Raw genomic sequence first — 24,812 nt, 5'->3', positions numbered from 1 at the left:
CCCGACGGGCGGCCCACATGATCCAGCAAGGCGCCAGACCATGACCGACCGACCCAAACCTCATCCTATCCTTTCCAGACTCGTTGATCGGGCGGGCAGGGTCCTCGAATTTCTCTGGTCCGGTTGGGCCGGGGTTGCTGCCCTTTGCCTGTTGGCTGCCGTCTGGCAAGCCGGGCACGAGGCCTATGGCCCCTTCATCTTGACGTCACCGGTCGAAACCATCCGTGCAATCGCTGCTCTGGTCGTCGATCCCGAGGCTTGGGCGATCGGGGCGCTGACGCTGCAACGGGCGATCACCGGGTTCTTTATGGTGGCCGGGGCCGGTGTTGCGATTGGTGTGGTGGCGGGCTACTCCCCGGCAACTATGCGCATTGCCGCGCCACTGATCACAGTGCTCATGGGGGTGCCGCCGATTGCGTGGATCGTGTTGGCAATGATCTGGTTTGGCGGGTCCGATGCAACGGTGCGCACCGTGATCCTTGTCTCGGCATTGCCTGTGGTCTTCATGGGGGCGGCGCGTGGCATCACCACCCGTGACCGGTTGCTTGATGATATGGCCCGTGCCTTTGGCGCAGGATGGCTGCGCCGTTTTCTGAGCGTTGGGTTGCGCCAGACCACGACCACGCTTTTTCCGGCGCTGACGCTTGCGCTGGGGACCTCCTTCAAGGTTGCGGTCATGGCCGAGCTTCTGGCCAATGCGGGCGGGATCGGTGGTGCGCTGGCCCTGGCGCGGATCAATCTCGACATTGCCGAGGCGCTGGCCTGGGTGACGATTGCGGTGATCTTGTTGATCGTCGTGGAATACACGCTGGTTCAGCCGGTCAAGGCCGAGGTCGACCGCTGGCGCCACGCGGCCCAGCCATGGGGGGTCAAACGATGAGCGTGCTGCGCATGAGCCGGATCGGTCACGCCTTTCTTGGCAGAACGATCCTCGATGAAATCAATCTCGATGTTCAGCGGGGCGAGATCGTGGCGCTTGTTGGCCCGTCCGGCTCGGGAAAATCGACGTTGGCGCATATTGCTGCCGGGTTGACCGATCCGCGTTCGGGGCGGATCGAACGGTCCTATACCCGCCAAGCGATGATCTTCCAGGACCCGGCACTGATGCCGTGGAAGACGACCGAGGGGAATATTGACTACGTGCTGAAACTGGCGGGGCATTCAAGGGCCGAAAGGCGCAGCCGGATCGCCGAGGCCATGGCTCAGGTTGCCCTCCTGGACGAAGACCTTGCGAAATATCCGGTCGAACTGTCCGGCGGGATGCGGCAGAGGGTGGCGATTGCCCGTGCCCTGGCGGTGCGGCCCGATTTCATCTTCTTTGACGAGCCATTTACCGCGCTCGACGTGGCGCTGCGGCGGCGGATGCAGGATCTGGTGATCGAAACCTGTGCCGATGGCAAGCTTTCGGGTCTGTTCATCACACATGACCTGTTCGAGGCTGCACGTATCGCCCACCGTATCGCCGTGCTCGATACCCGTGGCAGCGGCATTCTGGGTGACCGGTCACTGGCGACGCCACCGCGCGAGCGCAGCGAGGCCGAGGTGAGCGACTGGGTTCAGCAGGGGATGCGCCAGGACCCGATCTTTCGCCATATCCATGATGTTGATGAAAGGCAGATCGCATGAGCTGTAGCCACGCCTGTGACAATGCCAAACGGCGCCTTCCGACAACCCTGATCGGTGTACTTGGGGACGAGGGCTTCCGGCTGTTCATCCCGCTGGCCGCGACCTATGCGGCGCTGTTTCCCTTGCTATGGGTGCTGGCCTGGGGGTTCGACCTGCCGCTGGCGCGCACCGTGCCGCCGGCGCTCTGGCACGCGCACGAGATGATTGTGGGGGCTTTCGGGGCCGCGCTGATCGGGTTTTTGACCACCGCCGCGCCGGAATGGACCGATACCCAACCACCTCGTGGCCGGGTGCTCTGGGCGCTGGCGGGGCTGTGGGGGATAGGTCGGCTTGTCGGTCTTTTGGGCTGGGACGGGTTGAGCGCAGTGGGCGCATTGGTGGATTTTTCCTGGATGGCGGCGCTGATTGTCTGGGTGCTGTGGCTGTCCTGGCAACGCCGCAGCGACCGGCTGATCGTATTTGCCTTCTGGGGAAGCATTTTGGGCGGCTGTGTCGCGGTGGGGCGGGTCGGTTTCATTCTCGGTCACATCGAACTTGCGACAAAGGCAATTCACCTTGCCGGTTTTGCCTTCCTCGGGCTGCTGGGGCTCACCCTGACCCGGGTCACGGTGCCGGTGACAAATCTTGTTCTCGATCCTAGCGAACGAACTTCGCCCTATCGGCCCCATCCGGGGCGGATGCACTTGGCGCCGGGACTGGTCCTTGTCGCGATGGTCGGCGATGCCGTGGGGCTGAGCCCGGCGGTGTCGGGCTATTTGATTATCGCAGCCGGGGCAGCGTTCATGGACCGGGTGTCCGAGGCCTTCATCGGCCGCGAGGCCGCACGGGCCGAAATCATGATGCTGGCCGGGTCCAGCGCGCTTGCGGGGATTGGTCTGATGATGGCCGGGGCGGCCCGGTTGGATGCGCCCTGGCCCGAGGTCACGGGGCTGCATATCGCCTTCATGGGGGGGCTCGGGCTTGGCGTCTATACGATCTTCAGCATTGTCGGTTTGATGCACACGAACCGCCCGCTCGGCCTGTCGCGCCGCACCCGGATCGGTGCTTTGGTCCTTGTCGGTTCGGTCATGCTGCGGGTGCTGCCGGATATGGGTATTGACGTGCCCGGTCCGCTCCATGGGATCGCAGCCGTGCTTTGGGCCGGGTCTTTCCTGCTCTTGCTGCATACCTATTGGCCTGCCTTGTCCGGCGCAGGAGATACTGACGAGCGAGGATGATATCCTTATTTCCGACTTTTATTGTCGGAAATTGATTTCGATCAAGGTTTGCGCGCCAATGCCCGTTAATGCTCTCTTTTGAGCAAGCAGGGACACCCTGCGCTGATCCCTCAGCTAAACGCCAGGTCCGATCACGCTCAACCTCTTTTAGGTTGTCGAAAGGAAATGGCGTAATGTGGCTTTGCATCTTCAATTTATCGGGGGCGTCGTTATCCGAGACGCATAGGGATGTGCCTGTCGGCATGATCGGATGCAGTCATGGGTGAAGCGCGCATTGCTCCCCGCCGCCCCGACATGTCACCCGCAGCAGACAGGCCGCCGCTCGAAAACTTTTATGCCAAAGTCACGTCCAATCCGTTGTCTGACGCATTCCCGGGCAAGCGCGCCGTGCACCCCTTTGCCGGTATGGCACCAGTGCCCGAGACCGAGGTCGGGGGGCTTTGGAGCCAAATCCACCAAACCCCGCGCAGCAACCGGGCGGTGGCCTATGTGCATGTGCCGTTCTGCGAAAACCACTGCCTTTTCTGTGGGTTCTATCAGAATGCCTGGCGCAAGGATTCAGGCGGGCCGTTCGTCGATGCGGTGATTGCCCAGCTCCAAGCCTTCGCCCGTCAACCGGCCATCGAGGGGCCGCCGCTGCAGGCGATCTATCTGGGCGGGGGCACACCCACGGCGCTTGCCGCGCCCGACCTTGCGCGGTTGATCACCGCCTTGCGGCGCTATTTGCCGCTGACGCCGGATTGCGAGATTACGCTGGAGGGACGGGTCTTGTCGTTTGGCCAGGAAAAGGCGCGCGCCGCTTTTGATGCGGGCGTCACGCGCATTTCGCTTGGCATTCAGAGCTTTTCCGAACGCATCCGCAAACCTCTTGGCCGCCGTGCCAATCGGCAGGAGATCATTCGGACACTGGAACATCTGGTGGCGCTGGATCGGGGCGCGATCGTTGTCGACCTGATCTATGGATTGCCGCATCAGCGCGTCGAGGATCTGGCCGACGACGTGCGCCTCTGCGCCCAGCTGGGGCTTGACGGGTTGGACCTTTACTCGCTCAATCTGATCGCTGGCACCCCCCTGATGACAGCCGTAGAAAAGGGCAAGCTGCAACCGTCGAGCCAGGTCGAGCTTGGCGCGTTCTTTTCCAGTGGCGAAGAGGCCGCCGAGCAAGAGGGCTGGCGTGCGATTTCCACCACCCATTGGCAGGGCAGCCTGCGCGAGCGCAATGTCTACAACGTTGCGGTCAAGACCGGAGCCGATTGTCTGGCCTTCGGGGCCGGGGCAGGTGGGTTTCTGGGACAACACAACTATCGCATCACGTCCAATCTGGCGGATTTCCACGCCCGCGCAGGCAGTTCCGACTGCCTGACCCCTGGCATGATGCGGCAAAGCCCTGCGGCCCCGGTGTTCAACGCGATCAAATCCGGCATGGAGCGAGGACGGCTTGACTCCTTGGCGGTGGACCGCGCGGTCGCCGCAACAGCGGGCGATGGTGCCGTGTCCTTCAGCGAATTTGCCGGGCCGCTTCTGGCACAATGGCATCGCGCCGGATTGTTCGTGTCCGAACACCGGTATCATAACCTCACGCGCGCTGGGCGGTTCTGGCAGGTTGCCATGACCGGGCGGCTACTTGGCTGGCTTGGCCAGCACCCCAACCTAGGAGACTGACATGACCGATACGACCCTGACCCTGGCCCTGGCCGACAACCCGACCGCCGCATTGGAAGATATCGCGCGCGCCGCTGGATGCACCCCACTCGAGGTGCTCGAAGCACTGCCGGAGGGTGAGGCCACCCATCTGCCCGGCGACGTTATGGCGCAAACGCTCGATGACATTTCCGCATGGGGTGAGATCACCTTCATCGTCAACACCGGGCCGGTGATCCTTGAGGTGAAGTCCGAAATGGGCAAGGGCCAGCTTGCGGGCGACATGTATAACCTCAATGAAAAGCCGATCTGCGGCCATCTCAATGTGGCGGCCTGCGGCCGGGTTGCCTTTGTGCGACGCAAGCTCTTTTCGATGGAAACGCGCTCGGTTCAGTTCTACGGCAAGGATGGCAACTGCATGTTCAAGATCTATCTTGGCCGCGACGCCGAGCGACAGCTGATCCCGGCGCAGATCGAGGCGTTCGATGCTCTGGAGGAGCGGCTTTTGTCCGCAAAGACCGCGTGATGGTTGGGCTGAGTGAGAGGCATCTCTTCTGCATCGGGCTTGGCTATTCGGCGCAGGCCGTGGCCGATATGGCGCTGGATGCTGGCATGAAGGTCAGCGGCACCGTGCGCAATCCCGAGCGTGTTGCCGAATTTGAAGCGCGCGGCATTTGCGCCATCGCGCTCAACGGTGCTCCCTTGCCGACGGACACGCTGAACGGGGTTACTGATCTGCTAATATCTACCCCTCCGGCCTGGGACGGCTGCCCTGGTCATGCGTTGCTGGCCCCGGCATTGAACAAGGCGCCGAACCTTCGGTGGATCGGTTATCTGTCCTCCACCGCGGTCTACGGTGATTGCGGCGGTGACTGGATAGACGAAACCCGTCCTGTTGCCCCGATGAGCGCGGATGCGAAAGGCCGCTTGGCCGCCGAGGTTCAGTGGCAGGCTGCGGCGGCAAGGAACCTGTGCGCTATGGACATCATGCGTGTTGCGGGCATCTACGGCCCGGACCGGAATGTTCTGGCAAGGGTTCGCTCCGACACCGCCAAGGCGATCATCAAACCGGGGCAGTTTTTCAATCGCATACATCGCGACGATATTGCGGGGGCATGTCTTGCTGCCATGCAACATCCGAATGGTCTGCGGCTGACCAATCTGGCTGATGGTGCGCCGTGTCCGGCATCGGACATCCTGTTTGGACTGGCTGAAATGCTGGACCTGCCGTGCCCGCAGAGCGTTGCGTATGACGCGGCCAATCTTCCGCCCGGTGCTGCCGGGTTCTATGCCGAGAACCGCCGCTTGCGAAATGATCGCTTGTTGGCGCTGCCCGGATTTTCGCTGCGCCATGCGGATTGGCAATCTGGCTATCGCTCGATTCTGGAAAACGAAAAAACGCAACCGCAAGCTGTCTTGCCAGAGTGAGTTTCCACCGTGGCAGCACAGTCCGCCATAAATAGTTTCGTGTAAACGGTGCATCAGGGCCACTAATGGTGACAAAATCTGTCGGATAATGCTCCGTGCTGATGGAATCCGGCAGCGAATCGGCTAACCAGAGACAAGCGCCCGCGTCGGCATGATCAAACTCAGTCGCGCAGGCCGCAGACCCAGCAAAACGCCAGGCAATCCCGAAATTTATACACGCTCGCTGTGAGGGTCGTCCCGTTGTGATGGCCCGTGATGGCGTGTGGCACTGGAGTTGAACATGAAACGCCGTAAATTTTACCCCGCCCATGCGTCTGCCTTGGCCCTGGCCGCCTCGGCAATTGCCAGCCAAGCCGTTGCCCAAGACAACGGAGAAGCCACCGTACTTGACGAAATCGTTCTTGTCGGCACCGGTTTGCCGACACAGGTCAGGGACAACCCCGCCTCGGTCAACGTGCTGGGCGAAGAAAGCATCAAGCGCGTGCCGCCATCATCGGTGGCCACGATTCTTGCTGAAATCCCCGGTGTCTCGATCACTGAAAGCGGCGATCAGCGCATCACCATCCGCGGTGAAAGTTCGCGACGGGTGGCGATCATGATCGACGGCCAGAAACTGACCGATCACACCGGATATGGCACCCCGATCCTGATTGATCCGTTCAGCATCGAGCGGATTGAAGTGGTGCGCGGCCCGTCTTCGGTCGTGTCGGGCAACCGTGCCATTGGCGGTGTCGTCAACATCATCACCAAGCGCGGTGCAGACAAGCCGATTGAGGTGACCACCAGCACCGGGTATTTTTCGGCGACCGAGGGCTATCGCGCCTCGGTCGCGCTGGCCGGTCAGATGGGTAATCTCGACTATCGCCTGTCCTATTCGAAATCCGAACATGGCAACGTGAATACGCCTACCGGCGTGCTGGCGCGATCTGGCCGCACCGACAAGGGCATTTTGTTGCACATGGGCTATCGCTCAGGGAACCATTACTTCGGTCTGCGGGCGCAGGATTATGACATGTCCGCCGAGGTCTATACGGGTGATCCGAATTTCTTCATCGACCTGCCAAAGCGTGACCTTCAGAAGATCGGGCTGTTTTACGAGGGTACCAACCTCACGCCTTGGCTCACCAGTCTCAAGGCGGATGTCTACACGCAAACAGTGGACCGGCAATTCAACAACCTGCTCGCGATTGCGATGGGTCCCGGCATGTTCATGAACATACAATCCGACAGCGTTGATGAGCAGATTACCTCAGGCGCGCGCGTGACGGCAGAGCTGCAATTCTCGCCCAATCACCGTACCGTGGTAGGGGTCGAATTTGAAGATGATCGTCAAACGGCGAACAAATTCTCTCTGACGACAATGCCCTTTGGCCCGCCAGCTACGCCCACGGTGCGCTTGACCGATGCGTCGATCAAGACAACTTCGGTGTTTGCGCAGCACGAAGTCAAATTCAGCGATAACCTGATCGGCACAGTCGGGGCGCGATACTATCACGTCAGTAGTGACCTTCATAACTTCACGGAAAACGGTGTGGCGCACCCGCTGGCCTCGAATTCCGATGACCGGATCTTGGGGTCTGTCGGGCTGGTCTATAAACCGGCCGAGGACCTCACGCTGCGCGGTAACATCAGTCAGGGCTACAACTATCCCACTCTGGGCGAGTTGTTCCTGGAAACCACGGCGGGTGGGGCCGGTCTGATCATGGGCAACCCCAATCTCCTGCCGGAAACCTCGACCACCTATGAAATCGGCGCACGACTTGATCGCGCGGTGATGCTCGATGCGACGCTGTTTTATACCGATGCCGAGAATTATGTCGCCTCATTGCCGACGGCGATACCCAGCGTGTTCCAATATCAGAACGTGGCTTCGGCCCGGACTTGGGGGGCTGAGCTGGCCGCTGAATTTGCCCCGATCACTGCAATGGAGCTGCGCCCCTATGTCAGTGCAAGCTATACCAACCGCAGTTACACCTACGCCAATGGGTTCTCGACCTCGGACACCGGTACACCGGCCTGGGGCGGCACATTGGGGGTGCGCAAGGACTGGTCGCGCGGCGCGCTGGACGGGAACTGGGATCTATTCGTAAAGGGTGAATCCAAGGCCGTCTATCGCGATAGCACCGGGGTAGTGCCTGCGGGCGGAACCGCAGCCGCTTATGCCACGTTGAACCTGCGCGGAAACGTCAACCTCAGCGAGAACGCTACGGTAAGCTTCGAGGTCGGCAATATCCTCAACAAATCCTATCAGCCTTACGGGCAATACGCCGGGGCCAAGCGCAATATCAGTGTCTTTCTGACCACCAAGTTCTGATCTTTATGGGGGCGGCTTAGGCCGCTCCTTTTTCTTACCCGGAGTCGACAGCAGATGATCGAAATAGCCCTTCTCATTCTTACGCTTGCAACCGATGGCGAACACCGCCTGACTTTGGTGGAAACCGATAACCTCGTCGATTGTCAGGAGACCAGTGAAACCCTCGCTGGTATACTCGCCGGCGCGGGGATTGATATTGTCGTCTCGCAATGTGGCGAAACCAGCCTGCGCCTGACGCCGTTCGAACATGGTGCCAGCCCGGAAGAGGAAACACACAGATACCGGGTGGAACTCGCCAACGATGGCAGTTTCGACATCCATCCTCTTGCCGATCAAGCGACCTGTTCGCCAAAGGCAGAAGCGAATGCAACGGTCTACTGCACACGATCGTCGCAGCAAGTCATTACCGACCAATAGCGTGCGCTGTCGGACCTGCAGATCGTTCGTCGTGAGAACGATACATGTCGATCGCATCTTTCTGGAGTCGTGCCTGCCCCTAAGACAATAAGGCGCAGGTGAATGCGCTTGCATATCTGTGTCTGCTCACCAATTTGATGGGTAACCAGCCCGTCGGATTTTCAGCAAAGGAAAGAAGTCATGGATCGAAATGACAAGAACCGGACATCCCCATTGCAAGAGGTCAGCAAACGCCAGCGGTCAGGAAATGCGGCAACAAAGGGTGGCGCCGACAAGAAGCTTTCGCTGGTCAGTGCCGTTCAGGAAGACGCGCCCACCTCCTCGTCACGGGCCAAGTTGAAACGCCCAACGGGCCAGAAACCACGAGCTGACAGCCCCGCCACATCAATCCATGAAGTGATGGACCGCACTGCCCAAAGCGAAATTTCGCGTTTTACACATGGCTTGTCGCCTGCAGCGCTGATGGGAGCATGGTTTGATTGGGCGACGCACATTGCCGTAGCACCGGGCAAGCAGTTGCAGCTGGTTGAGAAAGCCGTCGACAAGATCCGCCGTCAGGCACGTTTTGCGGGGCATTGTGCGGACACGCCGGGCGAAGCCAAGCCCTGTATCGATCCATTGCCGCAAGACAGTCGTTTCAGCGACGACGCATGGAGAAACATGCCGTTCAACATGATCTATCAGGGGTTCTTGCTGCAACAACAATGGTGGCATATCGCCGTTACCGATGTTCCCGGCGTTACGGCTCAGCATGAGCGCGAATTGCAATTCCTGACACGTCAGATGCTCGACATGTATTCTCCGTCGAACTTTCTGCCCACCAATCCTGAAATCCTGCGCAAGACGCGCGAGGAGGCGGGGCAGAACCTGATCCGGGGCATGCAGTATTTCCTTGAAGATGCCCGAAACGCGATGACCGGGGAATCCCCCAAAGGGGTAGAGGAGTTTCAGCCAGGCAAGAAGGTCGCTCTGACACCCGGCAAGGTGATTTATCGCAATCGCCTGATCGAGCTTATCCAATACACGCCGACCACCGAGACGACCCGCCCCGAGCCGATCATGATCGTTCCGGCGTGGATCATGAAATACTACATTCTTGATCTCTCGCAGACAAATTCGCTGGTGCGGTATCTTGTGGCACAAGGCTACACCGTCTTCATGATCTCGTGGAAAAACCCGGATGAAGACGATCGCGATCTTACGATGGACGATTATCGTCAACTGGGTGTGATGTCGGCGCTTGAAGCCGTTCAGACGATTGTGCCGAACCAGAAGGTCCACGCGATGGGCTATTGTCTCGGGGGCACCCTTCTGGCCATTGCTGCCGCAGCAATTGCACGGGGCGAGGATGATCCCTTTGCCACTTTGACGTTGTTGGCCAGTCAGGTCGATTTCAGCGAGGCGGGCGAGCTGCAATTGTTCATCAACGAAAGCCAGCTTGCCTTTCTTGACAGTGTCATGTGGAAACAGGGTTATCTCGATACCACCCAGATGGGCGGGGCCTTCCAGATGCTGCGCTCCAATGATCTGGTATGGTCGCGTGCAGTCCGGGAATACTTGATGGGGGAACGTGAACCGATGTTCGATCTCATGGCATGGAATGCGGACGGCACACGGATGCCTTATGCAATGCACTCGGAATATCTGCACAAGCTCTACCTCAACAACGATCTTACTGAAGGGCGCTTTGAGGTTGACGAACGCCCGGTCGCGATCACCGATATTCGCGCGCCTGTATTTGCGGTCGGGACGCTGAAAGATCACGTCGCGCCGTGGCATTCGGTCTTCAAGATACACGCCTTCAGCGATACCGATGTAACCTTCGTGCTGACAAGCGGCGGTCATAACGCGGGTATTGTCTCGGAACCGGGCCACCAGCACCGCTCGTTTCAAATCAATTCCAAGCGTGCAATGGACCGCTATGTCGATCCGGAAACCTGGGCGGCCGAAACCGAGATTCAGGACGGATCGTGGTGGGAGGCCTGGGTTGCATGGTTGGACGCGCATTCTGGCAAGCCGACCTCGCCGCCAGAGATGGGAAATGTCGACTCTGGCTACAGGGTGCTCGCCGATGCCCCCGGCACGTATGTGATGCAAAAATAGAAGCGCGCGCGCCCCGGCGCCGAAACACAGGATGGGACAATGGCTACACATCGAAAAACCGGTCTGCTGATAGCTGCCGCTGTGGCGCTCTTGTTTGGCGTGCTCACCGTGTTTTCGGGCGGGCGGGCGCTGTTTGGCGGCGTCGAAGCGCGCGCAGCAGTCGGCAACGCCGTGCCTTTTGTGCTCTGGTTCAATACCTTGGCCGGATTTGCCTATGTTCTCGCGGGTATCGGGCTGTTTCTTGGGCGTCGCTGGGCGCTTTGGCTCTCAACAGGGATTTTTGGCGCTACGGTTCTGGTCTTCCTGGCATTCGGCACACACGTATTGCAAGGCGGGGCTTATGAGATGCGCACCGTCGGCGCGATGTCATTGCGTGCCGGTGTTTGGGCGCTCATCTCTGTCGTGGCCTGGCGGCATATCGGGCAGGCGATCAAATCCTGAACAGGCTCCAACCTTGCAACGCTGGCCCTTCATGCCTGCCGATCCCTTCTGAAAGGGGAACGTTCACCAACACCTATGCCTGATCTTCTTGAATCAGGGTGAGCTTTATTTCGGCCTCTTGCTAAGAGAGTCGCAATTGCAGATGGTGCCTTTTCTCAGGGGCCACACCGTCTGCTGTGTAGCCAATCCACCCCGCGCGGGCGTTGTTGAGACGTTTCTTTTCGGACAAGTTGCGGGCTCTTGTGCCCTTCCCAAGCGCCTGAAACTTTATCTTCCCAAGTATTTCGCGCTTGATGAAGCCGCTATCCGCTAACCATTCGGTCAGTGCAGAAGTTGCGCAGATGCCCGAACCGGCGATGATCGATTGTCCCGTGAAAAAATGCTGCCAATCAGGGGCTTTATGGCTGTTGTTGCGCTCTGCCGTGCTGCAATGTTGGACAGGTAATTTGTGCTTTTTGCATCTTATTTTGACCACAAAAGCAGCGGTATTTTGTGATTCGATGTAGTAAAACTGCAACATTTGTTTTCACAAACGCCAACAAAATATAGCCACTTGTCAACGAGAAAATGCCGACGGGCAATTTTAAAGTTTATTGACGTAAGGATATACCTTGACTAATCTTCGCCTCGCGCAGGCCATTTTTCGCGCGTCATTCCATTCCCGGCAATTGCGCCGTTTTTTCACAGTCGGTTTCGTTAAGCAGGTCCTAATTAATCATACACCTTTGAGCGGAACCTCATTTTTGGAGAACCCCCATGGCTAAAGATATTGAAACCGGCAGAATTGCACCGAGCCTCATTAAGCAAGCCAACATACCAGGTACCGCAGGTGATGATTCCCTTGAGGGAACCTTTGGCAACGACCTGATCACGGGCGAGGACGGCAGCGACACCCTTTATGGGAATCAAGGCAACGATACCCTCAATGGTGGTTCGGGTTATGACTATATTTATGGCGGCGACGGCGACGATCTGTTGTTGCCCGGCGTCGGTGGCGGATATGTGAGTGTCGGCAACGGTGCAGATGTGGTGCGCGGAAGCGCGAGCGAATTGGACGGTAGCACCATTTTTTATCTTGATGAGGACGATCGCCTTGAAATTACCGGCCTAACGGCGGCATCGGTCGTCGAAAGGTCCGGGGTTTCAACCACTGTCGATGTGGACGGGGACGGCACAGTCGACTACAGTTTCGCTCTCTATGGCGACGGGATTCAGCATTTTTCCTATGCTTTTGACGGCACATCGACCGGCGTTCTGACGGCAGACTCCAGCATCACGACAACAGGCGATGATTACAATGTCCGGGGTGACGAGGGTAATGATACCCTCGACGGATTGGCAGGCAATGATACCATGTATGGCCTCGGCGGCGATGACAGCCTGGATGGCAGTGCCGGATTCGACGCTCTTTACGGCGGCGACGGCGATGATGTTCTGAACGGTGGCGACGATGATGATTATCTCGCAGGCGGCGATGGCGATGACAGTCTGAATGGCGGTGCTGGCAACGACAGTCTATACGGCGACAACGGCGACGATGTGTTGAATGGCGATGCCGGAGCCGATGTTCTTTACGGCGGCGAAGGCGATGACGCACTGAACGGCGGCGATGGCGATGACAGTCTCTATGCCGAAAATGGCGACGATATGCTGTCGGGCGGTGCCGGTGATGACTACCTTAATGGCGGGTCTGGCGATGACACCCTGATGGGTGGAGCCGGTGTCGATCAGATGAGCGACTATAACGGCGCTAACGTCTTCATGGGGTCGGCTTCAGAGCTGGACGGAGATCTGATTCAGGGCATGGATGACGATGATGAGATCCACATCACGGGCATGTCTGCAGATGCCGTGGTGACATACGATTCTTCGACCGGGCTGGTCGAAATCGACAGCGATGGCGATGGAACCGTGGATTACAGCTTTACCGCACAAGCGGATGGCATACTGGCACCAACCCTTGACGGTACCACCATCACGCTGAAAATCGACCGCACCCTGACCAGCGAGAACAACGACTATGTTGTTGGCACAGATGCTGACGATACTTTCGACGGCATGGGTGGGAATGATGACATCTATGCAGAAGAGGGTGATGACACCGTAGACGGCGGTGAAGGCAATGACGAACTCTATGGCGGTGAAGGTGACGATGTTCTGAGCGGCGGTGTCGGTAACGACTATGCTGACGGTGGTAGCGGAGATGATGTCCTGAACGGTGGCGATGGCAACGACACTCTCACTGGCGGCGACGGGGATGATACTGCGTCGGGCGGTGCTGGAGACGACACGCTCTATGGCGGCAATGGCGATGATATGCTGTCGGGCGATGCCGGTGATGACACGCTCTATGGCAACAATGGCGATGACAATATGTCGGGTGGTGCCGGTGATGACTACCTGAGCGGTTCCAGTGGCGAAGACACCCTGATGGGCGGTGCTGGCGAAGACACCCTCGATGGTGGCTCCGGCGCGGACACTTATATGGGGTCGGCCGCAGATCTGGACGGTGACGAGATCACTTATGTCGAGGATCAGGACAAGATCGTCATAACGGGCCTGTCCGCGGATTCGGTTGTGACCCATGACCGTGAAACCGGAATGGTCAACATCGACAGCGATGGCGACGGCACGGTCGATGCCTCCTTCATGGTAAGCACCGATCAAGGCAATCTTGGCGCGACTCTCGGGGCTGATGGTACCACGGTGACCCTGATGGTCGATCGGAGCCTGACCAGCGACGAAGACGAGTACGTTGAAGGCACCAATGGTGACGACGTGATCGATGCCATGGGCGGAGACGATGCGATTGACGGCGGCGATGGCGATGACGACATTTCCGGCGGAGACGGGTCTGACCAGCTCTATGGTGAAAGCGGCAACGATACCTTGAGCGGCGGTGATGGCAATGACAACATTTCCGGCGGCGACGGTAACGATGAGGTCGACGGCGGTGACGGCAACGACCGGCTTGATGGCGACAGCGGTAACGACACCCTGACCGGCGGTGACGGCAATGACACCATCTACGGTGGCGACAACCATGATATGCTGTCGGGTGGAAGCGGCAGAGATATGCTTTATGGTGAAAATGGCGACGACACCCTGATGGGGGGCGCTGGGCGCGATACACTGGATGGTGGCAGCGGTGACGATCTGTTCAGCGGATCTGCTGACGATCTGAACGGTGACACGATCAACTGGTTTAATCGCGGCGACGAAATCCAGATCACTGGGTTGTCCGCAGATTCGGTTGTGACCCACGATCGCGAAAACAGCGAAGTGACCATCGATGTTGATGGTGACGGCACCGTGGATGCGCGCTTTACGGTCTATTCCGACCAAAACATGATGGCCACACTGGACGGAACCACCGTATCTCTGGTCGCTGATCCGATCGCCACGAGCGATTTGTCTGACTATGATGTCGAAGGCACGGATCAGGCAGATACCATCGACGCGATGGGCGGCAATGACAATGTCGAAGCCGGGTTTGGTGACGACACGGTCATGGGTGGCGACGGCAACGACTGGCTCAGTGGTGAAGACGGGGCCGACGTTCTGGATGGCGGAGATGGCAACGACGCCCTTTATGGTGGAGATGACAACGATGTTCTGAACGGTGGTGCCGGAGATGACTACATTGAAGGTGGCGAAGACAACGATATGCTGTCAGGTGGCGATGGCGATGACACCCTGATGGCCGGCGATGGCAACGACACCGTCAACTCGGGCACCGGCAACGACCGGGTCAATCTGGGTAACGGTGACGATGTCGTTCAGGGCAGCGTGGACGAGTTGGATGGCGATCAGATCGACTCGTTCAACGATGATGACCGGATTGAACTTTCGGGTCTGACAGCCGATTCCGTCATCACCCATAACGATCTTGAAGACGTGGTCGAGATTGATCTCGACGGTGATGGCGAGATCGACGCTTCGTTCGAGCTTTATGGCAGTAACGGCATCCTTGGCGAGGTCCGCAGCGCGGACGGCACATCGGCGGTTCTGCAAATCGACAGGTCCCTCACCAGCAATGCCGACAACTATGCCCTGGGTACCAGCGGCAATGACCAGATTGACGGTATGGACGGAAACGACGAACTGCTTGGCTTTGGGGGCAGTGACACCCTGATCGGGGGCGATGATAATGACACGCTCGATGGCGGTGCTGGCAACGACTCGCTGGTAGGCGGCGAAGACAATGATCTTCTTCGCGGTGGTGATGGTAACGATATCCTGCAGGGCGGCACCGGTAGGGACACCCTATATGACGGCGCTGGCAACGACCTGTTGCTGCCGGGTGGTCAGGCTGACGATATCTTCCTGAGCGAAGGCAATGACACCGTCAGCGGATCTGCTGCAGGGCTGCATGAAGACGAAATCGAAGGGATGAGTCTGTTTGACCTGATCATGATCACGGATCTTGGTCAGGATGCCGTTGTAGAAATCGAGCAGGAGGTTGATGACGACAGCTACTATGACAACGATGACTATCCGCTCGGGTATGCGACAGTCCGTATTGATGAAGACGGTGACGGCACTTTCGACAGCCATTTCTACGTTGATGAATTCGATGGGCGGTTCGAAATGGTGGCAGGGCCGAATGACAACGGCACCATCGAAATCTCTCTCGACCGTGACAGCCGGAGTGAATTCCTCGAGGGCCCGTATGATGCGCTGCTTGCGGTCCGGCTGGACGGGGGAGGTGGTAATGACACCATCCGAGGTGGCCTTGTCGATGACACGCTTATCGGCGGTGAAGGCGATGATCATCTCTTCGGTTGGTTGGGCAACGACCTTTACATGCCTGGAACCGGTTCGGACTGGGTGTTTGACTATGAAGGTGTCGACACCATTCGTGGATCAGCGGCTGAACTGGATAACGATACGTTGACGGGTATTGATGCCGACGATGAAATCCAGATCACCGGTCTGAACGAGACTTCGGTCGTGGAGGCCGAGGACGGTGTCATAACCGTCGATGTCAACGGCGACGGTACTGCCGAGGCGACGTTCTTCTATCAGGGGGACGGTTCGGTATTCACACAGAGCTATGCCGACGGAACCGTGACCCTGACTAACAACGGTGCGTTCCAGAACACACCGGCGACGGGTGCGGTTATGATCACCGGTTCTGCCGAAATCGGCGAGACGCTGAGTGCGGACACATCTGCGGTTGCAGATGCCAATGGGCTGGGAACCTTCATCTATCAGTGGCAGCGTGACGGGGTTGATATCGCAGGTGCGACCGGAGCGACCTATGATGTGGACGCCGCCGACGATGCGGCAGAGATCTCGGTGCTGGTCAGCTTTGTCGATGGTCAGGGAACACTTGAGGAACTGGCACCGGCAATGGTGACTGTTGGGGCAGACGTCACTGGGGACGTGATCATCGGCACAAGCGGTGATGACATTCTGGACAGTACCAGCCCTTATGGTGACACCATCTCGGGTCAGGATGGCAATGATGTCATTACTGGTGGCGACGGTGACGACAACATCGCGGCAGGTGCCGGTGATGATGTGGTCGACGGTGCTGGCGGTGACGACAGCATTGGCGGCGGTCTGGGCAACGACAGCATCGACGGCGGTGCCGGCGATGATACCGTCGGCGGTGGTCAGGGCGATGACACGGTCAACGGCGGCGCTGGCGACGACGCGCTCGGCGGCGGTGGCGGTGACGACGTCTTGTCTGGTGGTGAAGGCAACGACGATCTGGGCGGCGGCGACGGTGCCGATCTCGTCGAGGGCGGCGTTGGCAATGACAACCTGGGAGGCGGCAACGGCGCCGACACAGTCAGAGGGGGTGACGGAGACGACAGCCTCGGCGGCGGCTTAGGGGCTGACAGTCTTGAAGGTGGAGCCGGAGACGACTTCATTGCCGGTGGCAATGGTGCTGACATCATCGACGGCGGCAACGGTGCGGATACCATCAACGCCGGTTCCGGTGATGACATCATGACGGGTGGAGAGGGGGCAGACGTCTTTGTCTTCACAAACTTCGCCAATGGTGAATACGATCAGGTCATGGACTTTGAAGATGGTGTCGACATGTTCCGCATGGTTGGTGTGCAGAACGCCAGCTCTGGTCTGCAAGGCTTTGTCGATGCTCTGAACATCACCAATACTGCGACTGGGGTGACCATGACCTATGAAGGTCATGTGATCGAGGTCACCGGCGTCAGCGCGGCTGACCTGACCACGGACGATTTCATCTTCGTCTGAGACAGGCCCATACCACGGGAGCAGGGCCTCTTGGTCCTGCCCTCCAGAAATTCAAGATCAAGGCCGCGATGCTATGTCATCGCGGCCTTGTTTGTTTTCGGGGTGAGCTGTGATGTTCCAATCCAACTCAGCGTTATCATCAGGGCCGCAGTGCCAAGGCACAATGGCACGCCGCCCAACTGATAGGTAACGCCCGACAGGATCGTTCCGACGAGGCGACCGGCTGCATTGGACATATAGTAGAATCCGACATCCATCGTGACCCGCTTTGCATCGGTAAAGCTGAGGATCAGAAAGGAATGCAGGGACGAGTTGACGGCAAAAATCGCGCCAAATACCAAAAGACCAGCAATGAGTGACGCAGTCAGAGCATTGGATGGTTCGGGCGACAGCCAGACAACACCGCCAAGCAGGGCAGGCACGAATATGAGCAGGCCAACCCAGTATCTTGCCTGCGTCAGTATCTCTGCTTCTGTACGCGAGGTGGCTTTGAGGATCCGCGGCGCCCAGCCCTGAACCACTCCGTAAAGGATCGTCCAGACGGCCATGAATGTCCCTATCATGAAGAACGCCGCGCGGTTTCCTTCCTCGCTTCCGTCCGACAATACTGCGTAGAAATAGATCGGGATGCCGACAACGAACCACACGTCGCGCGCCCCGAACAGGAACAGCCGGGCGGCACTGAGCCAGTTGATGTTGCGGTTGTTGGAGAACACTTCGGCGAACTTTACGTCTTTGCGCCCCACCGGAAGGCCCGATGGCATGCCGATCATGACGCCGACAAGGATGACAAACAGGATCAAGGCCATTGTCAGTACAGACGGAACAAACCCGAAAACCGCCAGAAGTGCTGCACCCAACAGAAAGCCGCCCCCCTTGACGGCATTCTTTGAGCCCGTGAGAACGGCGACCCATCGAAACAACCCGCCGTCTTTGGTCGGAGCGAGGATCTTGACCGCGCTTTTCGAGCTCATCTTGGCCAGGTCCTTGGCCACGCCGGACAAGCCCTGCACAAGCATGACATAGATGACAGAAGCGGCGATGCTCCAGTTCGGATCAAGCCGCGCAAGGGCCAAGAGGGCAATGACCTGCAACGTCAACCCCGCATAAAGCGTTCTGGTCAGCCCGAAACGCGCCGCGATCCAGCCTGCTGAAAGGTTGGTTGCGACACCTGCAATTTCATAAAGCACAAACAGATAGGCCAGCTGCACCGGCGAAAAGCCCAGCGTGTGGAAATGCAACAGCACCAGCATGCGCAAGGCGCCATCGGTCAGCATGAATGCCCAATAGGCCGCCGTGACGGTGATATAGGCGGCAAACCCCGTGGGACGTGTCACAGCCGTGCGCCCACCATAAGGGCCACATCGACCAGCCGCTGCGCATAGCCATATTCGTTGTCATACCAAGCGTAAACCTTGAGCTGAGTGCCATTCACCACCATGGTCGAGGGGGCATCAATGATACAGCTGCGCGGATCGTTGGTATAATCAGACGAGACCAGAGGGCGCGTTTCATACCCGAGAATACCTTTCAAAGAGCCTTCGGCAGCCGCCTTGAACAGGTCGTTGACCTCTTCAACAGAGGTTTCGCGGTTCATTTCAAACACGCAATCCGTGATTGATGCGTTCAACAGCGGCACGCGCACCGCATGACCGTTCAGTTTGCCTGCAAGTTCAGGATAGATCAGAGTAATCGCGGTTGCCGAGCCTGTTGTAGTGGGGATCAGGTTGGTCAGAGCCGAGCGCGCGCGGCGCATATCCTTGGCGGGGCGATCTATGATTGTCTGGGTATTGGTCACATCGTGAATCGTCGTCATCGACCCGTGTTTGATCCCGATCCCCTCAAGCAGCACTTTGACAACAGGCGCAAGACAGTTCGTCGTGCAACTTGCCGCGGTCACGATATGATGCGTGTCCGGATCGTAAATGTCGTCGTTCACGCCATAGACGATATTGGCGGTCGGGCCATCCTTTACCGGTGCGGACACGACAACCTTTTTTACGCCCGCTGCGAAGTAAGGGGCCAGTTTGGCTTCGGTTTTGAAGGCTCCGGTGCAATCGATCATCACATCGACGCCATCAAGCGGCAGGTCTTCAAGCGAGCGGGTGCGGGTGACGGGAATCCGTGCGCCATCTATCGTAATCGCGCTTTCGTCTGCCGAAAACTCCGCTGGCCAACGGCCATGAACGGAATCAAATTCCAACAGATGCGCATGCATCGCAGGGTCGCCAACGGCGTCGTTGATGAAGGCAATCTTTGCGCCGCGTTCCAAAAGAGGGCGCAGGGCAAGTTTCCCCATGCGGCCGAGGCCGTTAAGAGCGTAGGTGGTCATGAGCAGTGATCCTGTATTGCGATTTCCTTGCCGATATCATCGACGCATTGTTGCAGTGCCGCGCGGTCAAGCGCCTCGAAGGGCAATGAGGCGAATGCCATTACCCGGTTGCAGAGCGTCTCGTAAGTCTCTTGAAACACGAGGCTTTTCTCTGCGTCACTTCCTTCAACCCTGGCCGGGTCTGCAATTCCCCAATGGCCAGAAACCGGTTGGCCCGGCCATGTGGGGCAATCCTCATTGGCCGCATGGTCGCAAACCGTAAACACGAAATCCATGCGTGGCGCGTCGGCACGCCGGAACTCAGATACGTTTTTTGAGCGCAAAGGCGTCACGTCGTGGCCGTTGGATACAAGCATTTCGACAGCAAACGGGTTCAGTTCCGAGCGGTGGGCCGTGCCGGCCGAATAGGCGGTAAACCTGTCACCTGCGATGTCGCGAAGAATGGTCTCCGCAAAGATCGAGCGGGCCGAGTTTCGCGAGCATACGAACAGAACGTTGAACTTCTTGCCGATCACGACGGGCGTAGTTCCTGGAAGTTCCGAATACGGGGGCGGGCACAGATCTGCGCGACCACGACAGCAATCAAAGAACAGATCAGCAAGCATCTCACGCGCAGCAACAAGATTAACGCGATAGAGCAACCGCGTCCCGTCGCGCCGTTGCGAGATCATGTCGGCGTGGGTCAGGGCAGATAGATAGACGGAGGCCGTGCTGGCCTTGAGCTTCAGCGCTTGGGCTATTTCACCCGCCGGAAGCTCATCCGGACAGCGCCGCATCAACAGACGAAAGACCGCCATTCGTTGCGGATGACTAAGCGTTGCGAGGCGATCTGTAAGTAGTGATTCCATATTTCATGGATATTGGAAATAAGTAGGTCCAGTCAATCCAATTTTCACGCGGTCATGACCTAGCGGGTGAGGGTCAACGCGCCGTCGGTGATTTCGATCTTTGAGTAGCGTTGCAGATAGCTCATGCCAAGCAACGACCCAGCCATGTCGCCCTGATTGACGAAGGCACGCAAACCGATGTCGTTGATCGGGCCGATAGCGAAGCTATCAAGCCTCACTGGGGCGGTGCGCACCTCACCATTGGCGGTATAGGCGCGCCCGACATAGGCGAGCGCCGCCGTGTCGATGCCCGCCGCTTCGGCGTCGGACTGGCTGAGCACGATCTCGCTGGCGCCGGTGTCGACGGTAAAGCGGACCGGCACGCCGTTGACGTCTGCGGTGACATAGTAATGCCCGTCGGGTGCGCGCGGCAGGGCGATCCGGCCCTCGGCAGCGATCACCGATTGCTTGGGCATGAGCGCGCCCTGAATATCGTCCCAAAGCGCAACAACGGCCAATGCGGCGGCAAAGATCAGCCCCCACGCCAGCGCCTGCTGTGCAAGTTTGCCCAGCGAACCGCGGTTCTGGGCGAAATATAATCCGAGGATGGCCGTGACCAGAATAACGAGATAGGTCAGGCTGGCGTAATCTTTTTCCATGCTGTCGATATAGGGTGTGCGGGGCTAACCCGCAAATCCGAAGGCGGAAAGCCCATCCAGGATGAATTGCACAGCAAGCGCGGCCAGCAACATGCCCAGAAGCCGCGTGGCGATATTGATGCCGGTTTTGCCCAGGAGCCGCTCAAGCACACCCGAAACCAGGAAGAAGAGAAACACCACCGCGATCACCGCGAAGGCGACGCCGATTACGGCTGCCAGCCCGAGCCACTCGGGGTGTTGACTGGACAGCAGGATGACCGTCGCGATAGAGCCGGGGCCCGAAATCAACGGCAGGGCAAGCGGGAAAACCGACGGGTCGGGGCGGTCCTCTTCCTCGGCCTGACCTTCGCGGCGCGGCGCGCGGCGTTCAAACAGCATATCAAGCGCGGTGAGAAAAAGAAGCGCGCCGCCCGCGATGCGAAAGGCGGGCATGGAGATACCGACAAAGCCCAGCACCGCCTCGCCAAAGAATGCAAAAGCGGTCAGGATGGCAAAGGCGACCAGACAGGAGCGAAGCGCGATGGCGCGGCGGGTCTTGGCGGTCATACCTTGGGTAAGTGTGACAAAAAGCGGCGTAAGCCCGATCGGGTCGATCACCACGAAAAGCGCCACAAAAGCGGTTATGAGGAAGGCCATGTCGATCACGTTTCGGCCTTTTCAAGCTTTTCAAGCGCAGCCATCCAAAGCGCTTCGGCGCGTTCGAGCGCCTCGCGCACCTCGGCATATTTCTTTTGCCAGACGGCAGCCTCATCGGCATTTTCATAGAGCGCCGGATTGGCCAGCTTGGTGGCAAGTCGGTCACTCATTTCATTAAGTTTATCAACGCGTTGTTCGCACTTCCTCACGTCATTTTTCAGGCCGAGGATAGCGTCACGCGAGGGGCGTTTGGGTTTCTTGGTCTCGGGTTTGGCTTTGGATGCCGGCTTGTCGCGGCTCAAGAGCATGGCGCGATAGCTTTCGAGATCGCCCTCATAGGGCGCCACGGCGCCGTCCTTGACCAGCCAGAGACGGTCGGCCACGAGAGAGAGCAGGTGCATGTCGTGACTGACCAGGATCACCGCGCCGGTATAAGCGGTCAGAGCTTCGACCAGCGCTTCGCGCGACTCGATATCAAGGTGGTTGGTCGGCTCATCAAGGATCAGCAGATGTGGCGCGTCGATGGTGGCCAGCATCAGGGAAAGCCGGGCCTTCTGCCCGCCGGACAGCGCGCCAACCAACGTGTCGGCCTGTTCGGCGCCGATCCCAAAGCCACCCAGTCGGGCGCGCAGGCGCGAAGGCGTCTCGGTGGGGCGCAGACGGCGGATGTGGTCAATCGGCGTCTCGTCAATGTGCAACTCATCAACCTGATGCTGGGCAAAGAAGCCTACGCGCAGTTTGGACGAGGTCGTCATGCGTCCGGCCATCAGATCAAGTCTGCCTGACAAGAGCTTGGAAAGAGTGGATTTTCCTTCACCATTGCGTCCCAGAAGCGCGATGCGGTCGTCTTGGTCGATACGCAAATCAAGCCGCTTCAGGACTGGCTTACCATCATAGCCGACTTCGCCATTTTCCACTCGGATGATTGGCGGCGACAGTTCCTCGGGTGAGGGAAAGGAAAACGCGCGCAATGCGGCCTCTTGTGGGGTGTTGATCGGCTTCATCTTGGCAATCATCTTGAGCCGTGATTGCGCCTGCACGGCTTTTGACGCCTTGGCGCGGAACCGATCAACAAAGCTTTGCAGATGGGCGCGCCGCGCATCCTGTTTGCGGGCTTCGGATTCGGCGGCCAGCAGCCGCGCCGAGCGGGTCTGGGCGAAGGTTTCGTAATTGCCCTGATAAAGGGTCAGTTTCCGATCTTCGAGATGCAGAATTGCACCCACCGCGCGATTGAGCAACTCGCGATCATGGCTGACGATCAATACCGTATGGGGGTATTTCGCCAGATAGTTTTCGAGCCAGAGAGCGCCCTCGAGATCAAGATAGTTGGTCGGCTCATCGAGCAACAGAACATCGGGGGCAGAAAACAACACGCCGGCCAACGCCACGCGCATTCGCCAGCCGCCCGAAAAAGCCGAGCAGGGCTGGAGCATTTCGGCGGCGGTAAAGCCAAGACCGCGCAGGATCGACGAGGCACGCGCCTCGGCGCCCCAGGCGTCGATATCGGCAAGCCGGGTCTGCACTTCGGCAATGCGCGAGGGATCGGTGCTTTCCTCGGCCATCAGTTCCGCGCGCTCGGTATCCGCCGCCAGCACCGTGTCGATCAGCGAAACCTCGTTGCCCGGCACTTCTTGGGCGACACCACCGATGCGGGCGCGGCTGGGCAAGGAAATCTTGCCGCTCTCAAGTGCCAATTCGCCCCGGATCATCCGAAAGAGCGTTGTCTTGCCGGTGCCATTGCGCCCGACCACGCCCACTTTGTGGCCGGTGGGAATCGTGGCAGAGGCGTGCTCGATCAGCAAACGCCCGGCCACAGAGTAGGATATGTCATCAAGTCTCAGCATGACGGGGAGGTGACAGAGGGCGCGGGGGGTGTCAATTGGCAGTGATCAGTCGGCGATCAGACCGTGATATGACAGCCATCAGCCCAAGAACATGTGATCGTGCGCGGGCAGGGCCGAGGTGCATCGCCGACAAGAGGCTTGATTCGTTGCAGTTCACAACACTAGCATTCTGAATTGGCATTTCGGCCTGACGGGGATCGAGAGAATTGGCCAAGCTTTGGGGAAGAATCGTTGTCCGCATTCCGGGCGCTGCAGTCATGCGCGCCGGGGTGGCGCTTGCGGTTGGTCTCTTGAGCGCCTGTTCCGAGGTCGGACCGGTCTTTCCGACTTCACAAAACCTTGACGCCTGGGTGACTGCGCCCGAGACGGTTGATCCGGCGTCGGATCGTGCGCCGAATGTCGCCGGGCAGGTTGTCACCTTCCGCCTGGCTCGGGGTGAGCGGCGTTCGGCCTTGCAAACCGGGCGGGAGTGGGGGCTGGAACAGAGCTACCTCTTCGGGTTCGATATACGGCTGGATCAGACGGTACTTCCGCGCAAACCAATGGTGATTTCGCGTTTCCTGCGCTCGGATGCGACGCAAGGCGAGGCCGAGTTGTTTGCGGTCTTGCTGGACTCCAGGCGCGGTCTCAGCGTGATGGGGCGAACCTGTATCAAGCCCGAAGATCTGGCGCACTGGCACAGTGTGGAAATGCGCATCGAACTGGCCGATGATGACAGCGGGTTTCTGGAAGTGTTTTGCGACCGTCGACCTATCTGGGTACAGAGCCGGATGCGCACCACGCTTCCCCCGATATGCCGCCGCGCAGAGGGCTGCACCAAGCCGGTACCCCGACCGGTGCAGTTTGAATGGCAAATCGGGTTGATCCCGGCAGGGCAAGCCGCAGGTGATATCACCGTGCAAATGAAGCGGATTTTCTATCACCGGCTGTTCGTGATCCCAAATCGCATCACAGCGCTATAATTCTGTCGCGAAAACATGGTGCGCAAACTGCGGCGCGGTCAGCGAACCGATTGGAAACAGGGGAAAGTCACTTAGAGACCCCTTGCAGAGGCAGGCGGAAGCCGGTACCGCCGGGGCATTCACATGGTAATGGACGT

18 protein-coding genes and 2 pseudogenes are annotated in these 24,812 nt (G+C 58.8%); 13 read left to right on the top strand and 7 right to left on the bottom strand.

The window, feature by feature from the left end:
- Window positions 1–40 precede the first annotated feature (40 nt).
- The 10 genes from LZG00_11270 (at window position 41) to LZG00_11225 (ending at window position 11,187) form a co-directional block, all read left to right on the top strand.
- On the top strand, window positions 41–880 hold the full coding sequence (locus LZG00_11270; protein MCF3594579.1) for an ABC transporter permease subunit: 840 nt from the start codon (window positions 41–43) through the stop codon (window positions 878–880).
- Window positions 877–1,626 carry an ATP-binding cassette domain-containing protein gene (locus LZG00_11265; GenBank protein ID MCF3594578.1) on the top strand — a complete coding sequence of 250 codons (750 nt, stop codon included), beginning with the start codon at window positions 877–879 and terminating at the stop codon, window positions 1,624–1,626. The genes LZG00_11270 and LZG00_11265 overlap by 4 nt, the downstream gene beginning before the upstream one ends.
- Entirely contained in the window at window positions 1,623–2,843 is a 1,221-nt protein-coding gene (locus LZG00_11260; protein ID MCF3594577.1) for an NnrS family protein, read from the top strand. The genes LZG00_11265 and LZG00_11260 overlap by 4 nt, the downstream gene beginning before the upstream one ends.
- A 258-nt stretch (window positions 2,844–3,101) precedes the next feature.
- Window positions 3,102–4,505, top strand: a complete 1,404-nt coding sequence (gene hutW / locus LZG00_11255) for a heme anaerobic degradation radical SAM methyltransferase ChuW/HutW (GenBank protein MCF3594576.1) — start codon at window positions 3,102–3,104, stop codon at window positions 4,503–4,505.
- 1 nt (window position 4,506) lies between these two features.
- A complete protein-coding gene (gene hutX / locus LZG00_11250) occupies window positions 4,507–5,010 on the top strand; it encodes a heme utilization cystosolic carrier protein HutX (GenBank protein ID MCF3594575.1) in 504 nt (167 codons plus the stop codon).
- Window positions 5,010–5,912, top strand: coding sequence for an SDR family oxidoreductase (locus tag LZG00_11245; GenBank protein ID MCF3594574.1), 903 nt, complete (start codon window positions 5,010–5,012; stop codon window positions 5,910–5,912). The genes hutX and LZG00_11245 overlap by 1 nt, the downstream gene beginning before the upstream one ends.
- Window positions 5,913–6,192: 280 nt before the next feature.
- On the top strand, window positions 6,193–8,226 hold the full coding sequence (locus LZG00_11240; GenBank protein MCF3594573.1) for a TonB-dependent receptor: 2,034 nt from the start codon (window positions 6,193–6,195) through the stop codon (window positions 8,224–8,226).
- Between the two features lie 54 nt (window positions 8,227–8,280).
- Complete coding sequence (locus LZG00_11235) at window positions 8,281–8,643, top strand: hypothetical protein (protein MCF3594572.1); 363 nt, start codon at window positions 8,281–8,283, stop codon at window positions 8,641–8,643.
- 180 nt (window positions 8,644–8,823) lie between these two features.
- Window positions 8,824–10,746 carry an alpha/beta fold hydrolase gene (locus LZG00_11230; protein ID MCF3594571.1) on the top strand — a complete coding sequence of 641 codons (1,923 nt, stop codon included), beginning with the start codon at window positions 8,824–8,826 and terminating at the stop codon, window positions 10,744–10,746.
- A 39-nt stretch (window positions 10,747–10,785) separates the two neighbouring features.
- Entirely contained in the window at window positions 10,786–11,187 is a 402-nt protein-coding gene (locus tag LZG00_11225) for a hypothetical protein (protein MCF3594570.1), read from the top strand.
- Between the two features lie 121 nt (window positions 11,188–11,308).
- Here the strand turns inward: LZG00_11225 and LZG00_11220 are convergent, their stop codons facing one another.
- A complete protein-coding gene (locus LZG00_11220) occupies window positions 11,309–11,707 on the bottom strand; it encodes a hypothetical protein (protein MCF3594569.1) in 399 nt (132 codons plus the stop codon).
- Window positions 11,708–11,943: 236 nt separating this feature from the next.
- On the opposite strand from LZG00_11220, the pseudogene LZG00_11215 reads away from it, so the two are divergent.
- Together LZG00_11215 and LZG00_11210 are read left to right on the top strand one after the other, a co-directional pair.
- Window positions 11,944–16,803 (top strand): annotated as a pseudogene (locus tag LZG00_11215) (hypothetical protein).
- A 264-nt stretch (window positions 16,804–17,067) separates the two neighbouring features.
- Window positions 17,068–17,181, top strand: a pseudogene (locus LZG00_11210) (hypothetical protein).
- A gap of 305 nt (window positions 17,182–17,486) precedes the next feature.
- Here LZG00_11210 and arsJ read toward each other — a convergent pair.
- From arsJ to LZG00_11180, 6 genes are read right to left on the bottom strand one after another with little or no spacing between them, the layout of a single operon-like run.
- On the bottom strand, window positions 17,487–18,752 hold the full coding sequence (gene arsJ / locus LZG00_11205; protein MCF3594568.1) for an organoarsenical effux MFS transporter ArsJ: 1,266 nt from the start codon (window positions 18,750–18,752) through the stop codon (window positions 17,487–17,489).
- On the bottom strand, window positions 18,749–19,747 hold the full coding sequence (locus tag LZG00_11200; GenBank protein MCF3594567.1) for an ArsJ-associated glyceraldehyde-3-phosphate dehydrogenase: 999 nt from the start codon (window positions 19,745–19,747) through the stop codon (window positions 18,749–18,751). The genes arsJ and LZG00_11200 overlap by 4 nt, the downstream gene beginning before the upstream one ends.
- On the bottom strand, window positions 19,744–20,595 hold the full coding sequence (locus LZG00_11195; protein ID MCF3594566.1) for a helix-turn-helix domain-containing protein: 852 nt from the start codon (window positions 20,593–20,595) through the stop codon (window positions 19,744–19,746). Before LZG00_11195 ends, LZG00_11200 begins: the two co-directional genes overlap by 4 nt.
- 59 nt (window positions 20,596–20,654) lie before the next feature.
- On the bottom strand, window positions 20,655–21,233 hold the full coding sequence (locus LZG00_11190; GenBank protein MCF3594565.1) for a TIGR02281 family clan AA aspartic protease: 579 nt from the start codon (window positions 21,231–21,233) through the stop codon (window positions 20,655–20,657).
- A 24-nt stretch (window positions 21,234–21,257) separates the two neighbouring features.
- Window positions 21,258–21,878, bottom strand: a complete 621-nt coding sequence (locus tag LZG00_11185) for a MarC family protein (protein ID MCF3594564.1) — start codon at window positions 21,876–21,878, stop codon at window positions 21,258–21,260.
- Window positions 21,875–23,713 carry an ATP-binding cassette domain-containing protein gene (locus LZG00_11180; protein MCF3594563.1) on the bottom strand — a complete coding sequence of 613 codons (1,839 nt, stop codon included), beginning with the start codon at window positions 23,711–23,713 and terminating at the stop codon, window positions 21,875–21,877. The genes LZG00_11185 and LZG00_11180 overlap by 4 nt, the downstream gene beginning before the upstream one ends.
- A 206-nt stretch (window positions 23,714–23,919) precedes the next feature.
- Between LZG00_11180 and LZG00_11175 the strand changes: the two genes are divergently transcribed.
- Window positions 23,920–24,675 (top strand): hypothetical protein, encoded by a 756-nt coding sequence (locus LZG00_11175; protein MCF3594562.1) that lies wholly within the window; start codon window positions 23,920–23,922, stop codon window positions 24,673–24,675.
- The last annotated feature ends 137 nt before the right edge of the window (window positions 24,676–24,812 follow it).

It is taken from the genome of Rhodobacteraceae bacterium LMO-JJ12, from assembly GCA_021555075.1.
In the GTDB taxonomy this organism is placed as follows: Bacteria; Pseudomonadota; Alphaproteobacteria; order Rhodobacterales; family Rhodobacteraceae; genus JAKGBX01.
The sequence above is the reverse complement of the archived record's forward strand: the minus strand, read 5'-3'. Positions and strand labels throughout refer to the sequence as shown.